21 protein-coding genes are annotated in these 24619 nt (G+C 73.3%); 12 read left to right on the top strand and 9 right to left on the bottom strand.

The annotated features are described in order from the left end of the window. The first annotated feature begins 283 nt into the window (after positions 1-283). Positions 284-925, top strand: a complete 642-nt coding sequence (locus tag IF19_RS0104645; RefSeq protein WP_030118187.1) for a nucleotidyltransferase domain-containing protein — start codon at positions 284-286, stop codon at positions 923-925. Between the two features lie 134 nt (positions 926-1059). Here the strand turns inward: IF19_RS0104645 and IF19_RS0104640 are convergent, their stop codons facing one another. After that, positions 1060-2205: a S1 family peptidase gene (locus IF19_RS0104640; RefSeq protein ID WP_030118186.1), complete on the bottom strand. Its 1146-nt coding sequence runs from the start codon at positions 2203-2205 to the stop codon at positions 1060-1062. 303 nt (positions 2206-2508) lie between these two features. Here IF19_RS0104640 and IF19_RS0104635 point away from each other — a divergent pair, with 303 nt between their 5' ends. After that, entirely contained in the window at positions 2509-3549 is a 1041-nt protein-coding gene (locus IF19_RS0104635) for an SCO7460 family lipoprotein (RefSeq protein WP_030118185.1), read from the top strand. A 599-nt stretch (positions 3550-4148) separates the two neighbouring features. Then, entirely contained in the window at positions 4149-4724 is a 576-nt protein-coding gene (locus tag IF19_RS0104625) for a GNAT family N-acetyltransferase (protein ID WP_030118184.1), read from the top strand. A gap of 16 nt (positions 4725-4740) precedes the next feature. On the opposite strand, the gene sigJ is transcribed toward IF19_RS0104625, so the two are convergent. Further along, positions 4741-5664, bottom strand: coding sequence for an RNA polymerase sigma factor SigJ (gene sigJ / locus IF19_RS0104620; protein ID WP_050493689.1), 924 nt, complete (start codon positions 5662-5664; stop codon positions 4741-4743). 95 nt (positions 5665-5759) lie between these two features. On the opposite strand from sigJ, the gene IF19_RS0104615 reads away from it, so the two are divergent. After that, complete coding sequence (locus tag IF19_RS0104615; RefSeq protein ID WP_030118182.1) at positions 5760-6134, top strand: hypothetical protein; 375 nt, start codon at positions 5760-5762, stop codon at positions 6132-6134. Between the two features lie 167 nt (positions 6135-6301). Further along, positions 6302-7120: an ABC transporter ATP-binding protein gene (locus IF19_RS0104610; RefSeq protein WP_030118181.1), complete on the top strand. Its 819-nt coding sequence runs from the start codon at positions 6302-6304 to the stop codon at positions 7118-7120. Positions 7121-7216: 96 nt separating this feature from the next. Here the strand turns inward: IF19_RS0104610 and IF19_RS1000000138875 are convergent, their stop codons facing one another. Continuing rightward, positions 7217-8188, bottom strand: coding sequence for a DUF8017 domain-containing protein (locus IF19_RS1000000138875; protein WP_030118180.1), 972 nt, complete (start codon positions 8186-8188; stop codon positions 7217-7219). A gap of 220 nt (positions 8189-8408) precedes the next feature. Here IF19_RS1000000138875 and IF19_RS0104600 point away from each other — a divergent pair, with 220 nt between their 5' ends. The 4 genes from IF19_RS0104600 (at position 8409) to IF19_RS0104585 (ending at position 13167) form a co-directional block, all read left to right on the top strand. After that, positions 8409-8954 carry a DUF5709 domain-containing protein gene (locus tag IF19_RS0104600; protein WP_030118179.1) on the top strand — a complete coding sequence of 182 codons (546 nt, stop codon included), beginning with the start codon at positions 8409-8411 and terminating at the stop codon, positions 8952-8954. 73 nt (positions 8955-9027) lie between these two features. Further along, a complete protein-coding gene (gene gndA / locus IF19_RS0104595) occupies positions 9028-10470 on the top strand; it encodes an NADP-dependent phosphogluconate dehydrogenase (RefSeq protein WP_030118178.1) in 1443 nt (480 codons plus the stop codon). 236 nt (positions 10471-10706) lie between these two features. Further along, entirely contained in the window at positions 10707-11669 is a 963-nt protein-coding gene (locus IF19_RS0104590) for a Dyp-type peroxidase (protein WP_030118177.1), read from the top strand. A 79-nt stretch (positions 11670-11748) separates the two neighbouring features. Next, the gene (locus IF19_RS0104585) at positions 11749-13167 is read left to right on the top strand and encodes a type III PLP-dependent enzyme domain-containing protein (RefSeq protein WP_050493688.1); all 1419 of its coding nucleotides are present in this window, start codon (positions 11749-11751) and stop codon (positions 13165-13167) included. A 477-nt stretch (positions 13168-13644) separates the two neighbouring features. On the opposite strand, the gene IF19_RS0104580 is transcribed toward IF19_RS0104585, so the two are convergent. The 3 genes from IF19_RS0104580 to IF19_RS0104565 form a co-directional block, all read right to left on the bottom strand. Further along, the gene (locus tag IF19_RS0104580) at positions 13645-13998 is read right to left on the bottom strand and encodes a GNAT family N-acetyltransferase (protein ID WP_030118175.1); all 354 of its coding nucleotides are present in this window, start codon (positions 13996-13998) and stop codon (positions 13645-13647) included. Positions 13999-14043: 45 nt separating this feature from the next. After that, on the bottom strand, positions 14044-14469 hold the full coding sequence (panD, locus tag IF19_RS0104575) for an aspartate 1-decarboxylase (RefSeq protein WP_030118174.1): 426 nt from the start codon (positions 14467-14469) through the stop codon (positions 14044-14046). A gap of 551 nt (positions 14470-15020) precedes the next feature. After that, positions 15021-15749: a haloacid dehalogenase type II gene (locus IF19_RS0104565; protein WP_050493687.1), complete on the bottom strand. Its 729-nt coding sequence runs from the start codon at positions 15747-15749 to the stop codon at positions 15021-15023. A gap of 222 nt (positions 15750-15971) precedes the next feature. Here IF19_RS0104565 and adhP point away from each other — a divergent pair, with 222 nt between their 5' ends. Beyond that, entirely contained in the window at positions 15972-16988 is a 1017-nt protein-coding gene (gene adhP / locus IF19_RS0104560; protein WP_030275988.1) for an alcohol dehydrogenase AdhP, read from the top strand. Positions 16989-17174: 186 nt separating this feature from the next. Beyond that, positions 17175-17852, top strand: coding sequence for a DUF4232 domain-containing protein (locus IF19_RS0104555; RefSeq protein WP_030118170.1), 678 nt, complete (start codon positions 17175-17177; stop codon positions 17850-17852). Between the two features lie 109 nt (positions 17853-17961). On the opposite strand, the gene IF19_RS0104550 is transcribed toward IF19_RS0104555, so the two are convergent. The 3 genes from IF19_RS0104550 to IF19_RS0104540 all read right to left on the bottom strand — a co-directional run bounded on the left by IF19_RS0104550 (position 17962) and on the right by IF19_RS0104540 (position 21275). Beyond that, positions 17962-19350 carry a mycothione reductase gene (locus IF19_RS0104550; RefSeq protein ID WP_030275987.1) on the bottom strand — a complete coding sequence of 463 codons (1389 nt, stop codon included), beginning with the start codon at positions 19348-19350 and terminating at the stop codon, positions 17962-17964. Between the two features lie 105 nt (positions 19351-19455). After that, the gene (locus IF19_RS01000000134520) at positions 19456-20238 is read right to left on the bottom strand and encodes a DUF3159 domain-containing protein (RefSeq protein ID WP_030118167.1); all 783 of its coding nucleotides are present in this window, start codon (positions 20236-20238) and stop codon (positions 19456-19458) included. 317 nt (positions 20239-20555) lie between these two features. Further along, on the bottom strand, positions 20556-21275 hold the full coding sequence (locus tag IF19_RS0104540) for an aspartate/glutamate racemase family protein (RefSeq protein WP_030118166.1): 720 nt from the start codon (positions 21273-21275) through the stop codon (positions 20556-20558). 172 nt (positions 21276-21447) lie between these two features. Between IF19_RS0104540 and IF19_RS0104535 the strand changes: the two genes are divergently transcribed. Next, the gene (locus tag IF19_RS0104535) at positions 21448-24579 is read left to right on the top strand and encodes a discoidin domain-containing protein (protein WP_030118165.1); all 3132 of its coding nucleotides are present in this window, start codon (positions 21448-21450) and stop codon (positions 24577-24579) included. Positions 24580-24619 lie beyond the last annotated feature (40 nt).

Genomic DNA, 24619 nt, shown 5'->3' with positions numbered 1-24619 from the left:
CCCTAGGTTCATTCCTAAAGTACACAGGATTCGACCAGAGGTCCTAGGAATAAAGCGATCCGCCGCGACCACAGGGACCGTGGTCGCGGCGGATCACGACGCCTCGCCGGCAGCGGGCATCGGACGCCGGACGCCGGCACAGGACATCTCTCCGGCCGGCAGTCGGGCGCGGTCGAGGAGCGGGGGCCGGGGCGCGCCCCGGTCGACCTGATGGCTTCGGATGGTCGTCGGCGGACTACCGCTCCGGACCCCTGCCCTTCGACTCCGCTGATAGGTTCCTGCGGTGAGCGAGCAACTGCCCGGCGGGGGCATCGAGCTGTCACCCGAAGAGATCGAAAGCCTTCCTGACCGGTGGTCTTCCTGCTGGACACCGAGCGAGGTCGCGCAGCGGCTGACGGGGATCGGCACGCCCTGGTACGTGGCCGCCGGCTGGGCGCTGGACCTGTTCCACGGCAGGCAGACGCGCGCCCACGGGGACATCGAGATCGCGATTCCGGCCGCGAGCTTTCCCCGGGTCCGCGGCCGCTTCCCCGGACATGTCTTCGACGCGGCGGGCAGCGGCCGGATCTGGGAGGACCCCGCACCGGAGGTGCTGACCGCCGTTCACCAGACGTGGCTCCGCGATCCGGCCACCGGAAACTACCTGCTCGACGTGTTCCGCGAACCGCACGACGGCGACCTCTGGATCTGCCGCCGCGATGAGAGGCTACGGCTCCCCTACAGCGACATCATCCATCACACCCAGGACGGCATCCCGTATCTGGCGCCCGAACTGGTCCTGCTGTTCAAGGCCAAGCACGCCCGCCGGAAGGACCGGGCGGACTTCGAGGCGACCGTCCCCCACATGACCTCGGCGCAGCGCGGAACTCTGGCCGAGCTGCTCGCCCGCGTACACCCGGAACACCCCTGGATCGCGGACCTCTAGCCACAGGTGCGCTCGCGTGTCCGCCCGCCCCCGGTTTCCCGGCGCACCCGGCCCGGCGGCGGCCCTGTCCGCTCCCGGTGGCCGCCCGGCAGCGGGAGCCGCCCCGCCGGGCAGGGCGGCGCGGCTCCCCGGGATCAGGCGGTGTGCAGCCGCAGCCCGTACCGGTTGAGGATCTCGTTGACCGGCTGGTGCCAGGTCTCCCCGCCGGAGGAGCAGTTGCCCCAGCCGCCGGAGGTGACGCCCTGCGCCTGGTCGCCGCTGATGAACGAACCGCCGGAGTCGCCGCCTTCGGCGCAGACGCTCGTCTTGGTCATCTGGTGGACGGCGCCCTGGCTGTAGTTGACGGTCTCGTTCTTGGCGAGGACCCGGCCGCAGTGCCAGCGTGTGGTGGAGCCGGAGCGGCAGATCGACGCACCGACGGGCGCCTCGTTGGAGCCGCGGACGAGCTGGTCGGAGACGGTGCCCCAGCCGAGGACGACCGGGACGGTCCACCAGCCGTTGGCCACGTTCACCCAGGCGTAGTCGTTGCCCGGGAAGGACGAGCCCTGGAAGTTGCCGATGGCCGATCCGTCCCAGCCGCGCACGGACTGGCCCGCACCGCCGCAGTGTCCGGCGGTGACGAAGCCGCCGTGGACGGAGAAGCCGATCGAGCAGCGGACGTTGCCCGTGTAGTACGGGTCGCCTCCGACCGTTCCGGCGGCGAAGGTCCGGGGCGCTTCGGCGGTGGCCTTCACCGTCACCGGCCCGGCCTCACGGGCCTTCGCCACGAACGCGCGGACATCGTTGTCACGCTGCTCGGACGCGACCACGTTCACGACGACGCTGCTGCTCGCCGGATCGACGTGCCAGCTGCTCACCCCGTCCGGCGCGGACAGGGCGTCGATACGGGCCTTCGCCGCGTCGAGCTGCCGGGCCGAGTGCTCGACGACGCGGACGTCGGCGCCGGCGGCCCGGACGGCGCCGGCCCTGTCGGCGTCCGTGACGGCGACGACCAGCTTGCGGGACGTCGCGTCGAACCAGGCGCCCCCGAAGGCCGAACCTGCGGCGCGCTGCGCCTTCGGCTCCAGCGCGGTGGCCTTCTTCTCGTCGGCGAGCCGGGTGACGGCCTCGCTCTCACTGATGCCGAAGTCGCGCTGCATCGCGGTGAGCAGGGCGGCGGAGGCGGGCGCCGGTGCGGATTCGGTGGGGGCGGCGGAGGCGGACGACGGGCCGGCGGCGGCCCAGGCTCCGACGAGCAGGAGAGCGGACAGACCGGTCCGCAGCAGGGTTGCGTGTCTCAAGGGAGTGACCCTTCCTGTTGTTCCAACGACGTGGGGGTGGAACGGGAGGCGTCCGGGAGCGCATGTCGAGCGTGCTGCATGAGAGCGCTCTCAGATGTGCTGCCCCGGACTGTAGCGGAGTTCAAAAGTCAGGTCCATGCCAATGACGCGATGCTCCGGGAGAGAGTGCGGCGCCCCCGCAGCCGCCCGCGGCGACACCCCGTACCGCGTTGAGTAGCCGTACTCATCCGACTCCCGGCCGCCCGTCCTACTGTCACAGGAATGCGGGGCGGGACAGGACAGCGGTAGGCGGAGGAGCGGACCATGGCCGGATCACGGCGTAGACGATGGAGAGCCGTCATGACCGGCGTACTGACGGGTTCGCTGACCGTGCTCCTGGGCGCGTGCGGCGTGGTCGGCACCGAGGACGACCGGCGGGCCGCGGAGGAACTGGCCGAGAAGCACCACCCCGGTCAGCTCAAGGCGATCGGGGCTCGGACGCTCTTTCCGGGCACGGGAGGTTCGGAGGTCACGTTCGCGGTGACCGACGACCGTGATGCCGTGGTCCGCCTCCGCATCGACACGGACAAGGTGCGAGGGGGTCTCTGTGACGGCAAGGACTGCGCCGGCGTCCTCGCCGACGCCGTGCGGCGCGGCCGCCAGCAGGCCGAGGACTTCCGTACGCTCGCGACGGCGTTCGACTCCTGCGGCTACGAGGTCGTCGCGCTGGGCCCGACCGGCACACCGCCCTATGTCGTCGCCGAGTTGACGAACGAGACCGTGGCGAAGGTGCTCGGCGAGATCGGCCGGTGCGTGCAGCGGTGGGTGGCGGCGAGCGGGCCCGAGAGCACGTTGGCGAAGGGGCAGGCGTCGTACGTGAACGTGGTCTCCCCCGCCGTGGCCGAACGCCGTGACCGCGGCAAGGAGTCCTGGCCGACACTCATGCGGCTGACCCGCTCCGATCTTCTGGCCTCGCTCACCAAGCACACGTATTTCTCGGCGAGTTACGCGATCGAGCAGGGCCGGGTCGATACGACGGGCAGCGCACGGGTGGTCCGGCCCTTCCGGGAGCGCCAGAAGTTCGGCGAGACCGTTCAGAGCGCGGTGGCGGAGCGGCTGCGTGCCACCCACCCCCGGGTGGTCGTGAGCGACTACCAGTGGATCTGGCGGCTGGAGCCGGGCCGCGTGGACCGGCAGACCGGCTACGTTCTGTACTGCCCCGAGCCGGACGCGCGGGGCCGGTGCGTCAACAGCGACGACGCGGCACTGGTCACCACGGACGAGAGGGGCGTCCCCGTGGGGAAGATCCGCCTCGTCCACGATGTACGGGAGGGCACCGGAGCGCTGCGCCTGCCTCCGTACTGAGGGACCGTTCCGTCGTACTGAGGGGCCGCCCCGTAGGGCAACGGGTCTCGTGACGCGCCCCCATCTCCATTCGGCTGCTCACCTGTTGGACACCGCGACCGCCGATGAGAGGTTCACAGCCTGTCCGGTTCGGAGCACTGATGAGGTCGAACGGCGGTGGCGTGCGGTGGAGTCGGGAACAGTCGGCGCCGTTGCGGAGTCCTCCCGTGTCTAACCACGTCGCACACGCCGTCTTGCGGACGCCGGACCGTGATCTGGGCCTGCGGGTCGCTCGCCGGATGGCGGCCTCGCCCGCCCGGTCCGATCCGCCGGGCAGGACCTAATCGGCGATGTGAGCCCCGTACCACGCCCCCAGGATCACGAGCACGGCATAGAGGACGTAGGTGACCGTCTTCTGGCCGCTCATATCGACACCCCCGGAACCAGGCCGACGCACTCCGCTGCGAGGGGCTCGCCCCGGCCCCACGGTGTCAGCGTGCCCCGGCGTCAGCCCGTGAATCCGGTGGCGACCGCTGCTGTCGGGGCGGCGGAAGGGCCCGGGAGTGCTGTTTGCGCGGGAAGCCGCCTCCACCGGGGTGTTCCGTGGCATCGTTCGCCCCATGAACATCGCCGTGCGCCCGGCCTCGGTGTACGAGGACGTCCGTACCCTGGTCGGCCCGAAGTCGCCCGGCGCCAACGTCTGCTGGTGTCTGAGCTACCGCATCCCCGCCAAGCTCAACAAGGAGCTGCGCGGCCCGGCCCGCGGGGAGTACGTCGCCGGGCTGTGCCGTGCGGAGCCGCCGCCCGGGGTGATCGCCTACGAAGGCGGCGAACCGATCGGCTGGGCCGCCGTGGCGCCGCGTTCGGTCACCTCCTTCGCGCGGAGCCGCAGCATTCCGCACGTCGACGCCCTGCCGGTCTGGTCGCTGTGGTGCATCCGCGTGCGCCCCGGCCACCGGGGCAAGGGCGTCTCGCACGCGCTGATCGCCGGCGCGGTCGCGTTCGCGCGCGACCGCGGAGCGCCGGCGATCGAGGCGTACCCGCTGGACAGCGGCGGCGACACGGTGGATCTGACGATGGCGTACGCCGGGATCCGGAAGAACTTCGAGCGCGCCGGGTTCAGCCACGCGGCCGACACCACCTCGGTACTGGCCGGGCATCCGCGGGTACTGATGCGGCTGGATCTGCGGGGGTAGCCGCGGGGCGGGCCGTTCAGCCGTCAGCGGACCCGGCCCCCACCGATGTCGTCCACGGGCGCAGCTTCTCCGGATTGCGGATCACCCAGATCCGGTTGACACGGCCCTCGGCGATGTCGAACGCGGCCACGGTCACCACGGCGCCGTCGCGCAGTGCCACCAGACCCGGCAGACCGTTGACCGAGCGCTCCACGAGTCGCATTCCGGGAGCCCGGTCGGCGATGGCGGTCATGTACGGGGCGATGCGCGCGCCACCCTCGATCGGGCGGGGCGCGGCACCGGCCAGGCCGCCGCCGTCCACGGTCATCACGGCGGCCGGGTCGAGGACGTCGACGAGGCTCACGATGTCCTTGTCCTCCCAGGCCGCCTTGATCCGCCGTACCGCCTCGGTGCGTACGTCCGCAGCCTCCGGCGGCCGGGCCGCGGGCACCCGCCGCCGGGCCGAGGCCGCGAGCTGCTTGCAGGCGGCGGGGGTACGGCCGAGTACCACGGCGATCTCCGCGAACGGGTAGCGGAAGACGTCGTGGAGCACGAACGCGACGCGTTCGGCGGGCGTCATGGCCTCCAGAACGACGAGGAAGGCCATGGTCACCGACTCGTCCAGGACCATCCGGTCGGCGGGATCGGCGGTCTGTGCGGCTCCGCGCTCGTCCGGGTCCGGCAGCGGATCGGGCAGCCAGGCGCCGACGTAGCGTTCACGCCGCACCCGTGCCGAGCGCAGCACGTCCAGGCAGATGCGGCCGGTGACCGTCGTCATCCAGGCCCCGGGCGAAGCGATCGCGTCCCGCCGGGCCGGCGGCAGCGCGTACCAGCGGGTGTACGCCTCCTGCACGGCGTCCTCGGAATCTGCCAGCGAGCCGAGCAACCGGTAGGCCAGATTGAACAGTTGACCGCGCTCACCGGCCGCCGGACCGGTGTCCGACCCTTCTGTCGCTCTCAAGGCCCAAGCCCCGCCTTACCTTTCGCCCACCCGTGTCGTCGGTGTGGTGAGAGCTTATCGACCGACCGCCCGCGGGCGGCAGAAAGGGGCATGGCATGGCCACCCAGGCGACGGCACGGCGGAAGGCACGGAACGGATTCCCGTTCCTGCGGACCGCGATCGCCCTCCAGACCCTGACCATCTTCCTCCAGGCGGTCTCCTCGGGGCTGCTGATGACGACGTCCTACGGAGAGGTGCTGCACAGCGTCGGGGCCCGCGTGATGTACGGGGCGTCGATGCTGTACGTCCTCGCCGCGGTGCTGGCCTGGAAGCCGGGCGGCGGCTCGCCCCGGCCGGTCCTGCACGCGTCCGGCTTCCTGGCGCTGGCGTCGGTCCAGGTCGCGGTGGGCATGGCGCACGTGCCCGCGGTCCATCTCCCGCTGGGCGTCCTGATGTTCGGGCTGAGCGTGCTGGCCCTGGCACGACGCTGAGGCCGGTGGCGGCGGACGGCGGACAGCGGCGGTGCCGCGCGGCGGGCAGGACGCCGCACCGGGCGCCGTGTCCGGCATGCAGTCGTCCGCGCGACTGCATGCCGTCTACAGCTACTCTCCGACCGAACGGGACGACGGCTGTCGGCGCGAAGGAGATGGACAACGACATGGACGAGAACACCGGCTGCGGCCACGGGCGGGTCGTCGCCGCTCTCGACGGTGTGCGCATGAGCCGCCACACCACGGGCCAGGTCATCCTCGACGGGATCGACTGGACGGTGCGGGCGGGCGAGCACTGGGCCCTGCTCGGCCCCAACGGGGCGGGCAAGACCAGCATGCTGCGGATCGTCGGCGCCACCACGTTTCCCACCACCGGCACGGTCGACGTCCTCGGTCACCGGCTCGGCCGGGTCGACGTACGGGAGCTGCGGGCCCGCATCGGCCATGTCTCCACCTCCCAGCGCGTCCCGGCGGAGCTGACGGGGCACACCACCGTCCTCACCGGGCACAGCGGAACGGTCCAGCCGCTGTGGAAGGCGTACGACGCCGAAGTCCGCGAACGCGCCCACGCGTTGCTCGCGGAACTCCAGATCAAGGAGCTCGCCGACCGCCCGTACGGCGTCTGCTCGGGCGGCCAGCGCGCCCGTGTCCTCATCGCCCGAGCCCTCATGGCGGACCCGGGCCTGCTGCTGCTCGACGAGCCGTTCAACGCGCTCGACCTGCCCTCGCGCGAGGACCTCATCGACACCATGCGCCATCTGGCCGACTCCCGGCCGGAGTTGGCGACGGTGACCGTCACCCACCATCTGGAGGAGCTGTCCCCGGCGATCACCCACGCCCTGCTCCTGCGGGAGGGGCGCGTGCTCGCGCGGGGAGCCGTCCAGGACGTCCTCACCCAGGAACGTATGACCGCGTGCTTCGGCCGTCCCATCGAGGTGACGCGGCACGCCGGCCGCTGGCTGGCCCGCTCGGGCGGCTTCGCGTAACGAGCCGGCGGTGCGGCGGGTCCGGGGCCGTCGTCCGGATTCCCGAGGGGCACGGCACCTCTCCTTCGCGCCGTTGTGGAGAGCCCGCGCGGGCCGTCAGGGCTTGGCGTCGACGAGCCGGACCGTGCCGAGGATCTTGCGTACCGTCTGCTCGGGCACCTCGTCGTCGACCCCGCGCACGCCGACGAACGTCCAGGAGAACGTCTCGCCCGCCGGGTTCTGAAAGGCGAACGCGGTCGCCTTCCCGTCGTAGGCGCAGCGGCCCGCGCCGTCGACGCCCGTGGAGGTCGCCGTCGCCACGCTTCCGCTGAGTCCCGACTTCGTGGTGAACGGCTTGGCGGCCCCGGTCGTGACCTTGTCCTTCGACGGCTGCGCGTAGCTTCCGTAGACCCACAGACGGGCGTTCTCCCGCGCCGCCTCGGCGGTGTCGCGCGCTTCGGGCTCGCTCCGGGAGCCCGCTGCGGCGAGCGGGGTGTCCTCCTGGATGCCGTTGCCGTCGTCGTCGGACCGGCACCACTTCTCCTTGAGGACGGCCGGGGCGGCGAAGCCGACGAGCGGTGTCTCCTCGGGGTCGCCGTTCTCCGCGACGTAGCTCACCCAACCCGACGGCTTGAGCGCCCAGGTCGCCGGCACGTCGAACGCGATGCCGCGCTTGACGTTGGTCACCGTCCTCCAGCCCGGTACGAGGGGTTCCGCGCCGTCCTCCGCTCCGGCCCGGGGCTTCCCGGGGGAAGGCGAGGCACTACCTGCCCCGGTGGGTCCCGCCTCCGGCTCTCCGTCCTCCCCGCCGAGCAGCAGGAATCCGGTGATCCCGGCGGCGAGGACGACGGCGGTCGCGGCGACGACGGCGATGACCGCGCTCCGGCGGCCGCCGCCGGGCGGAGGCGGCCCGGGGACGACGGTGTGCGCGCCCCGGGGCGGCGCGGCCGGCTGCCCGGAGGGCTCGGTGGGGGCCTCCCAGGGCGCGGGGCCCCCGGGAGCGGGCGCCTGTCCCCCGTACGGCGGCGGTCGGTACCCCTGTTGATGCTGGTGGTGGTCGCCCCAGGGCGACTGCTGTCCGTTCCCCATGGGAGGCCACCCTATGCCGGTGCGTTCGAAGGTTCGAACAGTCGATGTCCGGGGCGGCTTCGGATACCGGACGAACGGGTCACGACCTGCGGCCGGACCGGTCCGGCGTCCTCTGGGTCGGCACCCGGGATCCGATCTTCCCTTTGCGACCGGAGCGGTACCGGAGTGGAATTGCGTCAGGGGACAGCGGTTCTCGGTACCCCGGAGGAAAGGACGCGCCATGAGCGACACCGACTGGGGGGACGAGGTCTACCAGCCCCAGGAGCCCGAGGCTTCCGATCCCGCCGAGCAGCTCGGCGCCGAGGACACGCTCATGGATCCGTCGGGCACCGGCGACCCCCTGGACGAGGGCTACGCGCCCCCGGACCGCCCGTGGGTGGTCGAGGGGCTGGGCACCACGGCGTCGGAGCGGAACAGCGGCGAATCCCTCGAGACCCGCCTGACGCGGGAGGTTCCCGAGCCGGACGGCACGCTCGGCGACGGCGTGGGCGATCTCGTGGACGGTGACGGCGAGCCCTGGGACGACGAGGTCGGCGTCGCCCGCGCCGGGCGGCTGACCCAGCAGGCGGAAGGGACCGTTCCGGCCACGCTCACCGCGAGCGACGTGGGCATCGACGGCGCCGCGGCGTCGGCCGAGGAGGCCGCGATGCATGTGATCCCCGAGCCGGGGGACGACGACGCGCTCCTGGAGCCGTGGCCGGCGCCGCCGGGCGACGCAGGGGCGGGTTCCGCCGGCGGCGGCGCGGCCTCCTCGCCGTCGCCCTGAGCGGCCCCCGCACCACCACCGCTTCCCCCTCTCACGCCTCATGGCTCTCTCCCGCACCTCCAGGAGCACTCAGATGAGCGGCACAGCTCAGATCGGCGTCACCGGACTCGCGGTCATGGGCCGCAACCTGGCCCGGAACTTCGCCCGCAACGGCTACACCGTGGCCCTCCACAACCGCACCACCTCCCGGACGGACTCCCTGGTGGAGGAGTTCGGCACCGAGGGCGACTTCGTGGCCGCGCGCACGCCCGAGGAGTTCGTCGCCGCGCTGGAACGGCCCCGGCGCCTGGTAGTCATGGTGAAGGCGGGGGACCCCACCGACGCGGTGATCCAGGAGTTCGCGCCGCTGCTGGAGGAGGGCGACGTCATCATCGACGGCGGCAACGCCCACTTCGAGGACACCCGCCGCCGGGAGCGGGAGCTGCGCGAGCGCGGGATCCACTTCGTCGGGGCGGGGATCTCCGGCGGCGAGGAAGGGGCGCTGAACGGCCCCAGCATCATGCCCGGCGGCTCGGCCGAGTCCTACGCGTCGCTCGGCCCGATGCTGGAGAAGATCGCCGCGCGGGCGAAGGACGGCACGCCGTGCACCACCCACATCGGGCCGGACGGCGCGGGCCACTTCGTGAAGATGGTCCACAACGGCATCGAGTACGCGGACATGCAGCTCATCGCCGAGGCGTACGACCTGCTGCGCTCGGTCGCCGGGTACTCCCCCGCGCGGATCGCCGATGTCTTCCGCTCCTGGAACACGGGCCGGCTGGACTCGTACCTCATCGAGATCACGGCGGAGGTCCTCGCCCACACGGACGCGGCGACCGGGAAGCCGTTCGTGGACATCGTCCAGGACCGGGCGGAGCAGAAGGGCACCGGCCGCTGGACCGTGCAGATCGCGCTCGACCTCGGGGTCCCGGTGTCGGGGATCGCGGAGGCGGTGTTCGCCCGGTCGCTGTCGGGCCACGCCGATCTGCGGGACGCGGCCCGCGACCTCCCGGGGCCCGTCCCGGAGCCGCTGGACGAGCGGGCCGCCGCGGTGTTCGCGGACCGGGTGGAGCAGGCCCTGTACGCCTCCAAGATCGTCTCGTACACGCAGGGCTTCCACCAGATCCGGGCGGGCAGCGAGGAGTACGGCTGGAACATCGATCTCGGCGCCGTCGCGGCGATCTGGCGGGCCGGCTGCATCATCCGGGCGGCGTTCCTGGACCGCATCCGCGCCGCCTACGACTCCCGGCCGGACCTGGTGAGCCTGCTGTCCGACAAGGAGTTCGGGCAGGAGATCGGAGCGGCGCAGGACGACTGGCGCGCCGTGGTGGCCGAGGCCGTACGGCAGGGGGTGCCGACGCCCGGGTTCGCCGCGGCGCTCTCGTACTACGACGGGCTGCGCGCCGACCGGCTACCCGCGGCGCTCACCCAGGGCCAGCGGGACTTCTTCGGTGCGCACACCTACCGGCGTACGGACCGGGAGGGCTCGTTCCACACGCTCTGGGGCGGTGACCGCCGTGAGGTCGAGGCGGGCTGAGCCGGGACGAAGGGGCCACGCGGCGTCCCGTTCGTCACGCCACCCGCACGCCCTGCCCGGGCGCCCCGCCCATGCCCGGCCGGTCCTGCGCCCGTGTCCTCTCCCCGGGCCGGGGCGCCGCGCCCCCGCGTTCGCCCGGCCGGTCCACTCCGCGTGCGACGAGGCCCCGTCCGTGGCTGAGTGGCTGGCGAGCCGTGTCCGCCGTCGCCCGACCCCTGTCGTAACGGAGTACGCCCATGCCCGACCCCGTTCCCGATCCCGTCTCCGTCCAACCCGTCGTGGCGCCGGTGACCAGCGCGGCGCTGTTCCTGGTCGGCACGGTCGAGCCGGGCGGTGAGAAGGCGGTGCGGGACGTGCTGCCGGACCTCGCCGCCGTCGCCCGGTCGCTCGGCTTCCGGTACCCGGACGCCGGGCTCGCCTGCGTGGCGGGCTTCGGCTCCAGCGCCTGGGACCGCCTGTTCAGCGGGAAGCGCCCCCCTCACCTGCGCCCGTTCCCGGAGCTGCGGGGGCCGCGGCACCACGCCCCTTCCACCCCGGGTGACATCCTGCTGCACATCCGGGCCGACCGGGCGGACCTGTGCTTCGCGTGGGCGGCGCAGTTGCTCGACAAGCTCGGCGGAGCCGTGCGGATCGTGGACGAGACCCACGGCTTCCGCTATCTCGACCACCGGGACCTGCTCGGTTTCGTGGACGGCACGGCGAACCCGGTGGGCGGCGCGGCGCGTGAGGCTGCGATCGTCGGGGCGGACGATCCGGACTTCGAGGGCGGCAGCTATGTCGTCGTGCAGAAGTACCTCCACGACCTGACGTCCTGGAACGCGCTCACGGTGGAGGAGCAGGAACGCGTCATCGGCCGCACCAAACTGGACGACGTGGAGTTCCCCGACGACGAGAAGGCGGCCGACTCCCATCTCGCGCTCAACACGATCGTCGAGAACGGCGCCGAACGGGACATCGTGCGGGCGAACATGCCGTTCGGCAGCTTCGAGCAGGGCGAGTTCGGCACCTACTACATCGGGTACGCCGCCGATCCCGGCGTGACCGAGCAGATGCTGCGCAACATGTTCCTCGGCAAGGGCGCGGGGTCGCACGACCGCATCCTCGACTTCTCGACCGCGGTCACCGGTTCGTCCTTCTTCGCGCCCCGTGCCGACTTCCTCGACTCTCCCCCGCCGCCGCCCGGGCCGCGTGCGGGCTGATCGCCGCTCGCCGGGGCGGGGCCGGGCCCGTCCGCCGTCGAGCACCTCCTCCGGGGCCGCCGTCCGGCACGCTGGCCGTATGACACAGACGACTTCCGGACACGACGAGCACGGTACGGCGGCCCCCGCGACGGCCCTCAGCACACGCCACGACCCCCGATTCGACGCCGTCGTCCGGGCGGCCGTCGAGCAGGGGCTGCTGGGCGAGGGCGGTGAGGTCGCCGGGTTCGTCGACACGGAAGGGGTGCGCGGCTCCGTCGCGGCCCTGCACGACGCCTTCTCCGGCGCGCCCGGGGTGCTGCACACCTTCGCCGCCAAGGCATGCTCGCTCGTCCCGGTGCTGCGGCTGCTCGCCGACTGCGGCATGGGATGCGAGGTGGCGAGCCCCGGCGAGCTGCGCCTCGCTCTGGACGCGGGGTTCGCCGCCTCCCGTATCGTCCTCGACTCCCCCGCCAAGACCCGCGAGGAGCTCCGGTCGGCGCTCGCGCTCGGGGTCTCCGTCAACGCCGACAGCCTGGACGAACTGCGCCGCATCGACGCCCTGCGCGCTCCGGACTCCGCGTCCGTGGTCGGGCTGCGGATCAACCCCCAGGTGGGCGGTGGCGCGATCGGGGCGATGAGCACGGCGACGGACACCTCGAAGTTCGGGGTGGCGCTGTGTGATCCGGGCGCGCGCGAGGCGGTCGTGCGGGCGTTCCGGGAGCGGCCGTGGCTGACCCGCCTGCACGCCCATGTGGGCTCCCAGGGCTGCCCGTTGGAGCTGATCGCGGCCGGGGTGTCCCGGACGTACGAACTGGCCGAGGAGATCAACGCGGCGCTGGGCGTCCGCCAGGTCACCGGCCTGGACATCGGCGGCGGCCTCCCGGTCAACTTCACGGACGGGACCGTACGCCCCACGTACGCGGACTACGTGGCGGCCCTGACCGCCGCCGTCCCGGGCCTCCTCTCCGGACGCTACGCGCTGATCACGGAGTTCGGCCGGTCCCTGCTGGCGAAGAACGGGTTCATCGGGGCCCGCGTGGAGTACGTGAAGGACGCCGGGGGCCGGCGGATCGCCCTCACCCACGCGGGCGCGCAGACCGCCACCCGCACGGTGTTCATGCCCGACGCCTGGCCGCTGCGGATCGGGGCGTTCAGCCCGGACGGCGCTCCCAAGAACGGTCCGACACTGGTCCAGGACATCGCGGGGCCGTGCTGTTTCGCCGGGGACGTGGTGGCGTTCGGCAGGGAGCTGCCGGAGCTGGCCGAGGACGATGTGGTGGTCCTGTACGACACGGGGGCGTACTACTTTTCCACGCCGTGGGCGTACAACAGCCTGCCCCGTCCCGCCGTGCACGGATTCCGGGCGGGGCAGGACGGGGCGGTGACGTTCACGACGGTGCGGGACGCGCAGTCGCTGGACGCCATCGCCGCGGAGAGCGGACTCGCCCACGCGGACGCGCTGGTGGGGGCCGACGCGTCGCCGCGCCCGGACGCGCCGGGGGTACGGGACGGCTGAGGGGCCTCAGCCCGTCGGCGGCCGAACGGGCCCGGCCGACCGTGCGGCACGGCCGGCCGGGCCCGCCGGTCAGCTCCCCGCGGGCTGCGGCTCGGGCTCCGGATCCGGTACGGGGTCCGGGCCCGGCGCCGGCGGCTGCGGGATCGGGTCGGGTGCGGGGCCGGGCGGCACCGGAGCGGGCCCCGGCGGCACGGGCGGCGGGCTGGGCACCGGAGTGGGCGGGCCCGGCACGGGCGGAGGCGTCGGCGAGGGCGGCACGGGGTCGGGGTACGGGTGGGTCATCGCGATCCTCCACAACGGGACGAAAGGAACAGACGGAGCTTTCCTCCACCGTCTCCCGATGCGGCTGCCCGCGCCCGCCGAGTCCACACCTGCGCGCGGCGACCGCCGCCCGGACGGACGCGCACGCGCCCTGCCCGGTCGAGCGGAAACCCGGACACGCCCCGAGAGCCGTCCGGGTTCACGATCGGGCCGCCGTCAGAGAAGTTCGGGATGGTCCCCGAGCTGACGCTTCGCCTCCTGGACCAGTTCGGCCGACGCCTCGGGCGCCTCGCCGGGGTGGCGCTGCGCCCACTTCGCCGCGTACGGGCACAGCGGTACGACGGGGACCCCCTCGCGGCCCGCGAGGGCGTAGAACTCGCGCACGAGCGCCCCCGCGATGCCCCTGCCCCCGTGCTCCGACGGCACGACGGTGTGCACGGCCACCAGCGCGCCCGGGTCCGGGACTATGACGAAGTACGCGATGCTCCCGACCGGTTCGCCGCCCTCGTACGCCACGAGTTCGCCGCGCTCCCGGTCGTCCCTGATCTCCACGTCCGCCTTCTCCGCCATGGCTCCTGCTCTCTCCTCGTTCTCGTACCGCGTGCGGACGGCGCCTCAGCCGCCCGCGACGACGGCCTGCGGGCTCCGCTCCGTACGGGAGCCGGGCACGGGGGCCGAGGCGTCCGTACCGAGCGCCACGATCCGGTTGTCCGCGTCCACGTGCACGACGCGCGGCACGAACGCACGGGCCTCCGCGTCGTCGACCTGCGCATAGCTGATCAGGATGACCAGGTCGCCGGGGTGCACGAGGTGTGCGGCCGCGCCGTTGATCCCGATGACACCGGACCCGCGCTCGCCCTCGATCACGTACGTCTCCAGGCGGGCGCCGTTGTCGATGTCAACGATATGGACCAGCTCGCCGGGCAGCAGGTCGGCGGCCTCCATGAGAGCGGCGTCGACCGTCACGGACCCGACGTAGTGCAGGTCGGCCTGGGTGACGGTGGCACGGTGAATCTTGGACTTGAACAGAGTGCGCAGCACGGTGGACTCCTCGAAGACGGCTCCCTGCCTGCGTTATTGCAGGTCAAGGGCTGTTTCGATACTCTACAACGAGTCGCGTGTCCGGGCGGCGTTCCTCAGGTTTTTCCGCGCACCCGGTCCCGCGCGTCCTCCACGGACTCGTCGAGCCTGAGATGGCCGTGCGGCCGGGCCGCCACCCCACCGCGTCCACCGCCGCCAGGGCGGCCGGGCCACACCGAGGGAGCACCGACATGACGGACACGATGAAGGCTCTGCTGCTGGGACGCGGACCCGATTGGGTACTGGACGGCGTTCCGGTCCCCGAGTCCGGCCCCGGCGAAGTCCTCTGAGGCCCCCGCCGGACCGAGCGGCAGGCGGCCGCACGGCTCCGCCCTCACCGAACCGTCCGCCGCTGCCCCGTGCCGTGCGCGTCCCGGCCGGGGACGCCGCTGCTTCGCGTACCCCTCGACCGTCAGCCGACCCGGTCGGCGGGCGGGGACATGTCCGGGACTCATGCCGACCGCTCGCCGACCGGTGGGGCGCATGATGGCGGCGCTACCGCACGGGCCGCGTCACCGCTCGTCGGCCGCCGGGTCGAGCGGTCGGCCGGGCGGTGCGTGACCGAGTCGGCCTACGAGGTCGGCCAGGTCGTCGGCGTACAGGTCGAAGCGGTCGAAGGGGCCGGGCGGATCGCCGACGGGGCGGGCGACGTAGGCGGTGCGCAGACCGAGGTCCTGGGCTCCGCGCAGGTCCCAGGCGTGGGCGGCGACCATCAGCAGCCGTTCCGGAGGGACCCCGGAGACGGTGACGGCCAGCCGGTACACCTCGGGGTCGGGCTTGTAGGTCCGGGCGTCCTCCGCCGACAGGGCCTGGTGCCAGCGCAGTCCGGCGTGGGCGTTGATGCCCAGCAGCGCCGTCCGGCTCGCGTTGGACAGACCGATCAGCGGGTACCGCTCGGCAAGCCGGGCCAGCCCCGCTCCCGTGTCGGGCCACGGCGGCAGCTTGCGCGCGGAGAGGGCCAGCGCCGCCTCGGCGACCGGGTCGTCCACTCCGGCGGCCTCGGCGACGGCGCGGGCCGCCTCCCGGTCCAGGGCGTCGCTGACGGCGTAGGGCCGGGCTCCGTCGAGGACGCGCCGCTGCTCGAGCTCGATGTGCCGCTGCCACAGCTCGACGAGCTCCTCGATCGCGGGCTCGTCCAGGTGCGGCCCGAACGCCCGCAGACCGGCACGTAGGCCCGCGGGTTCATCCACGAGGGTGCCGAGCACGTCCAGGACGACGGCGTCGAACTCCGGCAGGGTCATGGGATGCTCTCCTCGGTGAACTCGGGCTTCGTGCGCTGCTGTTGATGGAACGCGCGGGAGAGGGACCCGATTCCCGGGCCGCGCGCCTCCGCACCCGGCTCACCGGCCGGGCCGGAGTGGAAAGGCGGGAACCGGCCATCCGAAATACGCTTTTCTGAGGTTTGCGCACCTCCGGCGCATGTGTCGGGCGGGTGCACGCGTCGCGAGCGGAGGAGCACCCTCATGAGAGCCGCAGTCGTCCGCAGCTTCACCGAGCCCCTGGTGCTGGAGGACCGGCCGGTGCCGTCTCCCGCCGGGCATCAGGTCCTCGTCAGGATGGAGGCGTCCGGGCTGTGCCACACCGATGTCCACGCGGCGCACGGCGACTGGCCGGTCAAGCCGTCGCCGCCCTTCGTCCCGGGTCATGAGGGGATCGGCATCGTGGAGCAGGTCGGCGACCAGGTCACCCACCTCACGGTGGGGAGCCGCGTGGCCGTCCCGTGGCTGGGAGAGGCCTGCGGGCGCTGCGACCACTGCGTCTCGGGCTGGGAGACGCTGTGTCTCCAGCAGCAGAACAGCGGCTACTCGGTCGACGGCAGCCACGCCGAGTACGCCCTCGCGCACGGAACGTACGTGGTACCCGTGCCCGACGGCATCGACCCGCTCGACGCGGCGCCCCTGACCTGCGCGGGCGTCACCACGTACAAGGCGGTCAAGCTCTCCGGGGCGCGCCCCGGCACCCGGGTGCTCGTCTCCGGCATCGGCGGGCTGGGGCATCTGGCTCTCCAGTACGCCCGGATCTTCGGAGCCGAAACCGTCGCCGTGGACGTCACCGACGAGAAGCTGGCCCTCGCGGCGGAGCTGGGCGCCGACCACGTGATCGACGCTCGTGTGCAGGACGTGGCCGAGGAGGCCCAACGGCTCGGCGGCGTCGACGCCGCCGTCTCGCTCGCGGTGAGCAACGCGTCGTTCGAGGCCGCGTACGCCTCGCTGCGGCGCGGCGGCACGCTGGTCCTCGTGGCCCTGCCCGCCGAAGGCAAGCTGGAGATTCCCGTCTTCGACACCGTGCTCAACGGGACGAAGATCATCGGCTCGATCGTCGGCACCAGGGAGGACCTGGCCGAGGTCTTCCGGCTGCACAGTCTGGGGCGCACCCGGGTGGTGCGCGAGACGCGCGACCTGGCCGACATCAACGGCGCGATCGACCAGCTCCTGGGCGGCACGGTACCGGGCCGCCTCGTCTTCGACCTGCGCCCCTAGCGGTCGTCGCAGCCGCGGGTGCCGTGTCGGCGCACCGGTGGCGCGTTCCAGGTCGCACGTCCGGTAAGCGGTTTCGGGTCCCGGGTCTCGGGCACGCGGCAGCAGTGCCGTGGACGGCCCACGGACAGGACGTTCCGCTCCGTGCCCGGCGAGGGCCGGAGCCCCGACGACGCGAGGAGCGCAGCGATGCGAACCACCAGGATGACCATGACCGCTCTGGCACTCGCCGCCGGAATGTCGCTCACCGCCTGTGGCGGGGACGGCGGAGGAAAGGACGCGTCCGCCACCTCCTCGCCCTCCGCCGGTTCCACTGCCGACGGATCGGCTTCCGACGGCGCCGGTCAGCGGGACGAAAGCGGCCCGGCGGACGCGGCGTCCCCCTCCGCGGCCGAGGAGGGCGGCGCCGGCGGGCAGAGCCCGAGCGCCGCGGCGAAGGCCGAGCGGTGCCACACGGACGATCTCAAGATCACGGCGAGCGACAGCACCATCGGCGAGGACCGCGATCACTCCGTCACCGTCACCCTCCTCAACAAGAGCGGTCGCACGTGCGCGATCGGCGGCTACGCGGGCGTCAACCTCAACACGACCGAGGGCGCGGTGCCCGCCACGCGGCGCGACCAGAAGCCCGTCTGGACCACCCTGAAGAGCGGGGAGCCGACGTACTTCGGCATCTTCTACCGCGCGAACGACTCCGGCGGAACCGGTGCCCGCATCAAGGGACTCGTGGTGACTCCTCCCGACGAGAAGAAGTCGGTGGAACTGGCCTGGCCGGGCGAGGGGTCGCTGGCCGTCTCCGACGGTTCGGAGCCGTCCGTCGAGATCGGACCGATGGGCAGCGCCGGACAGGGCGGCGACAACGGCTGACGCGCCCTCACGAGGGGTGCGGAGGCGCCCGACCGGTCCGCCGGTCACGGGCCGGTGCGGCCCCCTGCGGGCGGCCCCGTCGTCGGCGGGTCCGCCCGGATCCGGGCGTTCACTCCTGGTCCGCGGCCCCCGGGTCCAGTCCCCTCAGCGCGTTCTCGACGACCTCGGTGAGAGCCGGATGGATCCAGAGGGGCTGCTCGGCCAGGTCCCGCGCGGTCATGCCGGTGGTCAGGCCGATGACCAGGGGCTGCACCAGGGTGGCCGCCTGCGGGCCGAGGACGTGGCCGCCCAGGAGGCGGCCGGTGCGCCGGTCGGCGAGCACCTTGCAGAAGCCCTCGGTCTCCTCCAGGGCCCAGCCGTAGGCCACGTCCGCGTACCGGTGGACCGCCACCGCGTAGTCCATGCCCTGGTCGCGGGCCTCCTGTTCGGTGAGGCCGACCTGGGCGATCTGCGGGCGGGTGAAGACGGCCGAAGGCACCGCGTCGTAGCCCATGGTCCGGGGCTCGTCGGGGTGGAGCAGGTTGTGGGCGACGATCTCCGCCTCCCGGTTCGCGACATGTTTGAGCGGGACGCGCGTGGAGATGTCGCCGAGCGCCCACACCCCGTCGGCGGTGGTACGCAGTTGCCCGTCGACGGTGACGCGGCCGTCGTCGTCGACCCCGACGCCCGCCGCGGCCACGTCCAGCCGGTCGCTGTTCGGCTGCCGTCCCACCGCCACCAGCAGGGTTTCCGCGGTCAGTTCGGCGCCGTCGTCCAACGTGAGACGGAGGTCGCCGGGCTCTCCGGAGACCTCCGTCAGCTCACGGCCGAGCCGTAGGTCCCACTGGTCGCGCACGGCGTCGGTGAACGTGCGGGAGACCAGTTCGTCCTGCTGCTGGGCCAGCAGCAGGTCTGCCTGTTCGATGACGGTGACCCGGCTGCCGAGGGAGTGGAAAACGTGGGCCAGTTCGGCGGCGATGTACCCGCCGCCGAGGACGACGAGCCGCCCTGGCACCTCGTCCAGGCGCATGACCGTGTCGGAGGTCTCGTACGGCAGCCCGGAGTCCGCGACCACCGGGGGGACGACGGGTCGGCCGCCGACGGCGATCACGAACCGGTCCGCCTCGATCGGCACCGGCCCGTCGTCGGTCTCCACCGTGAGCCTGCGCGGGCCCGTGAAACGCGCCTCGCCCCGGTACACGGTGGTGTTGCCGGACTCGCGGCGCCCCTTCTCGCCCTCTTCCGCGAAGGCGTCGAGCCGGTCGAAGACGCGGCTGCGGACGTCCCGCCAGCGGACGCCCCGCAGTTCGGCGTCGACGTCGTGTCGCCCGGCCGCCCGTACGGAGTCCGCCACGTCGGCCGTGGCGGCGAGCATCTTGCTGGGGATGCACCCCGCGTTGAGACAGGTGCCGCCGAACGGGCCGGCGGAGACCAGGGCGATGTCGAGGTCGTCGAAGCGGTCGTCGATGAGGGCGTTGCCCGTACCGGCGCCCACAATGATCAGGTCATGTCGCGGCATAGCGGACAACTAACCGCTGCGGCGGGAGATACACCTGCCGACCGTCGCCGCCCATGCCCCGACACGCCCGTCGCCGCCCGCCCGCGCGCACCGCCCGGGAACCGGCTACGACTGCCGCGGCGTCCGCTCGCCGGCCTCGGGGCCTCGTCGCGAGGCCCGCGCGGCCCAGGCCACGGCGAGCACGCCCACGGCCAGCAGCGGGTAGCCCATGAGGATCTTCGCGGTGCCCAGGGAGCCGACCTCGTCGGCTGCGTAGAGGTACTGCTGGACGGCGAAGCGCGCGGCGAAGATGGCGGTGAGCACGATCGTCGCTATGCCGAAGCAGCGCCGTGCCCGCCGGTCCTCGCGCCAGGCCATGCCCTTGCCGGTCATGGAGTACCAGACCACGCCCGCCAGCGGCCGGCGCGCGAGCACGGACAGGGCGAAGACCACGGCGAGGGCCAGGTTGGACCAGATCCCGATGAGGAAGTAGTCCTTGGCCGACCCGGTCCACCAGGAGATCCCGGCGGCTATCGCCACTCCGAACACCCCGCCGACGGCGGGCATGACCGATTCCTTGCGGAGCAGCCGTTCGGCGGCGATCGCCACGGCGAGGGCGACGGCGGCGATGATCGCCGCGCGGAGACCGCCGAGGCTGTTGCCGATGACGAAGGCGATGACCGGCAGGGAGGAATAGACGATGCCCCGCACTCCCCCCGCCTGCTCCAGAGCGGTGGGGCGCCGCGCCGGGTCGGGATCGGGGCCGCGCCGGGGCTCCGGGCCCGCGTCGCCGTAGAGGTCGGTCGTGGGCTCGCGACCGTCCTGGAGGTCGGTCGCGGGCCCACGTCCGTGGTGATCCGGAACCGTCCGCCTGTCGTCCAGCCGATGCTGCGTCTCGTCGATCGCCACGGTGACCTTCTTCCGGGAGGGATGTCGTACGGGCCGGGCCCGGCGCGGCGGGAACGGCGCGGCACGATGCCCCCGCAGCTCCCGGACCGCCGGTCCCGGGCACTCTGGGCCAACGTCTGTCCCGAAAGCACCACCTCATACCGGCAGGTTCGGACCAGGCCGCCAACTCCCCTTCCGTGGGCCCGTTCGGACCCGGACACGCCCCGGGTGGCCACGAACAGGGCCTGTGTCAGGCCCGTTTCGGCACCGTCCCACCCAACGGCCGCAGCGCTGCGCCCCGGACGCGGCGAGGAGGCCGCGCGTCGGTCCGTCCCCGCTCACCCCTCGGGCGCGTCCGGCCCGGCGGGAGCGCGCAGGGCCGCGTCCACCGCGGCCAGGGCGTGCAGCCTCGCGGTGGGGAAGACCGGGACCGGGCTGTCCTCGGCGCCGATGAGCAGTTCGATCTCCGTGCAGCCGAGGATCACCCCCTCGGCCCCGTCCGCCACCAGGCTCCGGATGATCTCCCGGTAGGCGGCGCGTGACTCCTCCCGCACCTCGCCCAGGCACAGTTCGCCGTAGATGACCTCGTGCACCAGGGCCCGCCCCGCCGCGTCCGGCACGCGTACGTCCAGCCCGCGGCCCTCCAGCCGGCCCCGGTAGAAGTCCTGCTCCATGGTGAACGCCGTGCCCAGCAGCCCCACCCGGCGAACCCTCGCCGCGTGGACCGCGTCCGCCGTGGCGTCGGCCAGGTGCAGCAGGGGCACGGAGACCGCCGCCGCCACCGCGTCGGCGACCTTGTGCATGGTGTTGGTGCAGATCAGCACCATGTCGGCCCCAGCCGCCTGCACCGCGCGGGCCGCGTCGGCCAGGACCTCCCCCGCCTCCGCCCAACGGCCCTCGGTCTGGAGCCGTTCGATCTCGGCGAAGTCGACCGAGTACAGCACGCAGCGCGCGGAGTGCAGGCCGCCCAGCCGGTCGCGGGTGTGCTCGTTGATCAGCCGGTAGTACTCCGCCGTCGACTCCCAGCTCATACCGCCGATGAGCCCGATCGTCCTCACTGCCGCCGCCCTTCCTCGATCAATCGTGTGCTTCCCCTTGACGGAACATACCGGTGCGGCCAAAGGTGTCCCCGAACCCTGCGTGACAACGTTGTCCGGCGCGCTCGCCCGTACGCCGGTCCTTCGTGCACGCGGGGCGACCGCCGCGAGAGCCCGTCAGAGGAGAACCACCGTGGTCCCGATCTCCCTCCCCCTCGGCCGCCGCCGCCTCCTGCGTCTCCTCGGCGCGTCCGGAGCCGCGGCCGCCCTGCCCCTGGGCATCGACGCCGCCCCGGCGAGCGCGGCCCCGCGGGTGACGGCGGGCGGGAGCGGCGCGCAGGACGAGGTCGCCGCCACCTACTACCGGGTCCTGCTGCGGCACACCCGGTGGTCCGAGACCCAGTGGGACGAGGCCCGGGGGACCTACACCGCCACGTCCTTCGGCTTCGCGGTGGTGCTCGGCCACGCCGTCCTGTTGACGCGCGGGAGCTACGACGCCGGTCTGGCGGGGGTGGACCGGGAGACGCTGAAGCGGCGGACCCTGGCGACGTTGCGGCACTTCGCCGCCTCCAACCGGCTGGCCGGCGGCACGCAGTGGGGCCGCACGCTGTTCTTCGACACCACGTTCCAGTCCTACTTCGTGCTGGCCGCCCGCCTGCTCTGGGACGACCTGGACGCGGGGACCCGGTCCTCGGTGGACCGGATCGTCCGGGAACAGGCGGCGTACACCCACGCGCTCGGCACCGGCGACGACCCGGCCTCCGGCTCCTGGACGCCGAACGGCCTGACCGGCGGCCATGTCGGGGACACCAAGCTGGAGGAGATGGGCATCTACGCCCAGGCCCTGGCCCCCGCTCTGGCCTGGGCGCCGGACGACCGCCGCCGCGCCGAGTGGGCCACCGCGTACGGGACCTGGTCGCGCAACGAGGCCGGTCTGCCGGAGGCCGATCTGGCCAACCCGGCCCGGGTGGACGGTGTTCCGGTGGACCGGAACACGGCGCGCAACGTCCACGACACGTTCATCGTGGAGAACCACGGCTCCTTCGGGCCCCACTACCAGGCGGAGCTGTGGCGTACCTCGGGGCGGAACGCGGCCCACTTCCTGGCCGCCGGGCAGCCGCTGCCCGAGGTGCTCACGCGGCAGCCGAACGCCGGACCGCTGTGGCGGACGCTGCTGGGCGTGATGTCCGACGCGGGTGAGCCGTTGATGCCGATGGTCGACGACCGCGAGCATCTGTACGGCCGGGACGTGATCCCGCTGGCGTTCCTCGCCCGGGTGATGGGCGACCGGGCGGCGGCCCGCGCCGAACAGGAGCTGGCGGCACGGCTGGAGGCGTACCAGGCGTACCCGCCGGAGTACCGGCTGGCGAAGTTCTCCGGTGAGCCGAAGTACGAGCCGGAGGCCCGCGCGGAGCTGGCCATCAGCTATCTGCTGCACGTGTGGCCCGGGGCAGGCGGCCCGGTGCGGCCTCTGCCGGAGCGGGAGTTGTTCGCGTACGCCTCCGGGGTGACCGACTTCGGGGAGGGGCCCGGCCTGGTGGCGCACCAGTCCCCCGCCGCCTGGGCCGGTGCGGTGTCCAAGCCGAAGTTCGTGAAGTTCGCCTGGCAGCCGGGCCACGACGACTGGCTGTTCCGGATCAGCGGCAGCACACCGATGTTCCTTCCGTCGACCGGCGTGGAGGTCACCGGCCGTTCGGTCCGCGTGCACACCCGGCTGCGCGACGGGTTCGACGGAAGCGCGACGCTGCTGCGGCTGAAGGACGGGTTCGCGGGCTTCACCACGCTGCCCACCGGGACGGTCGTCCACGCCGCCGCCGGTCCGGGCGCCGCAGGCGGCCGGCTGGAGGTGCACAACCTGACGATGCCGGGTGTGGGCGGTCTGGGCGGCAGCCGTACCTACCGTTTCGCGGAGGGGTCGGCGACGGTCCCGTCACGGGACTCCTCCGGCGGCTCGACCGGTCGGGTCGACGTGGTGCCGTTCGCCCGGACGACGGTGCGCCATCTGCGCGTTCTGGGGGTGACGCCCGATCCGGCGTACGGGTACTCGCTGTTCGCCGTGGAGGCTCAGGACGGCACGGACGGGCCCGATCTCGCGCGCGGCGGGCGGGCCACCGCTTCCTCGTACACGCCGGGCAGGGGGCCCGAGTCGGCCGTGGACGGGGACGGCACCACCCGCTGGGCGGTCTCGACCGCCGACCGGCCGCGCCGCGACAGCTGGCTGGCGGTGGACCTGGGCGAGCCCCGCGCCCTGGACCGGGTCACCCTGCGCTGGGAGAGTGCGGCGGGCCGCGCCTACCTGGTGCAGGGTTCGGACGACGGCCAACGGTGGACGGACCTGGCGAGCGGGCCGCTCCCGGCGCTGCGCAGTACCGGCGGCTGGCTGGATGTGGACGGCCGCGCGGGGCTGGTGGTGCGTGCCGAGGGCGGCCCGCTGGCGGTGTACGGGGACACCATCGTCCTGTCCGAGGGCGACCCGGTGCCTCTCCTGGTGGAGGGCCACTGCGGGGTGTCCGCGGCCGAGTTGGAGGCCCTGGCCCGGCGTCCCGCGCCCACGGCCGCCGACGACCGGGTGCGGGCCGCGCTCACGGACGGACACCTGAGTCTGTTCAACCTGTCGGAGCAGGCGGTGGGCACCCCGGTCGCCCTGGTGCGGGAGGGCCGCGAGCGGGAGGTCTACGAGGGCGAGCAGGTGGTGACCCGGAGCGGGCTGCGGTACGAGGCGCGGCTGGAGGCGGCGTCGGCGCTGCTGCTGCCGCCCCGGTTCACCCTGGCCCCGCTCTCGGGGCGGTCGCTCCCGAACGGGCTGCGGGTGACGGTCCTGGACGCCGCCACGGTACGGCTCACGGGTCCGGCCTGCCGGGTGCGGATCGTGGCGCAGGGGCGCGGCTCCACGGTGGCGGTGAGGCCGGGCCGGGCGACGGAGGTCACGGTGCGCGGTGCACGGCCGTACCCGACGACGGACCATGCCCTCGGGCGGGCCGTCTTCCCGAACGCGCCGCTGCCCGCGGGGATGTCGGATCCCTCGGCGGCGGTGGACGGCGACCCGGACACGGTGTGGCGGCCGGGGCGCGACGGCCGCATGGTCGTGGACCTCGGGGCGCGGCGGGCGGTCCGCCGGGTGGAGGCGGAGTGGTCGTCGGGTCGGGTCCCGGCCCTGTCCGTGGAGGTCAGCGACGACGGGATCCGCTACCGGCGGGCGGGCGCCCCGGGCGGTGGCGGCCGGGTGAGGAGCCTGCGCGTCTCGGGCTCGCCGCGTTTCGTGGCGCTACGGGTGTCCGGCACTCCGGAGGGGCGCGCGGGTCTCACGCGCCTCTCGGTCGACTGACCGGTCCGTCCGGGCCGGGCCGGCGATCGGGACGTACGGT

Origin of the sequence: Streptomyces californicus (assembly GCF_000717645.1) — a bacterium.
Lineage (GTDB): Bacteria > Actinomycetota > Actinomycetes > Streptomycetales > Streptomycetaceae > Streptomyces > Streptomyces californicus.
The sequence above is the reverse complement of the archived record's forward strand: the minus strand, read 5'-3'. Positions and strand labels throughout refer to the sequence as shown.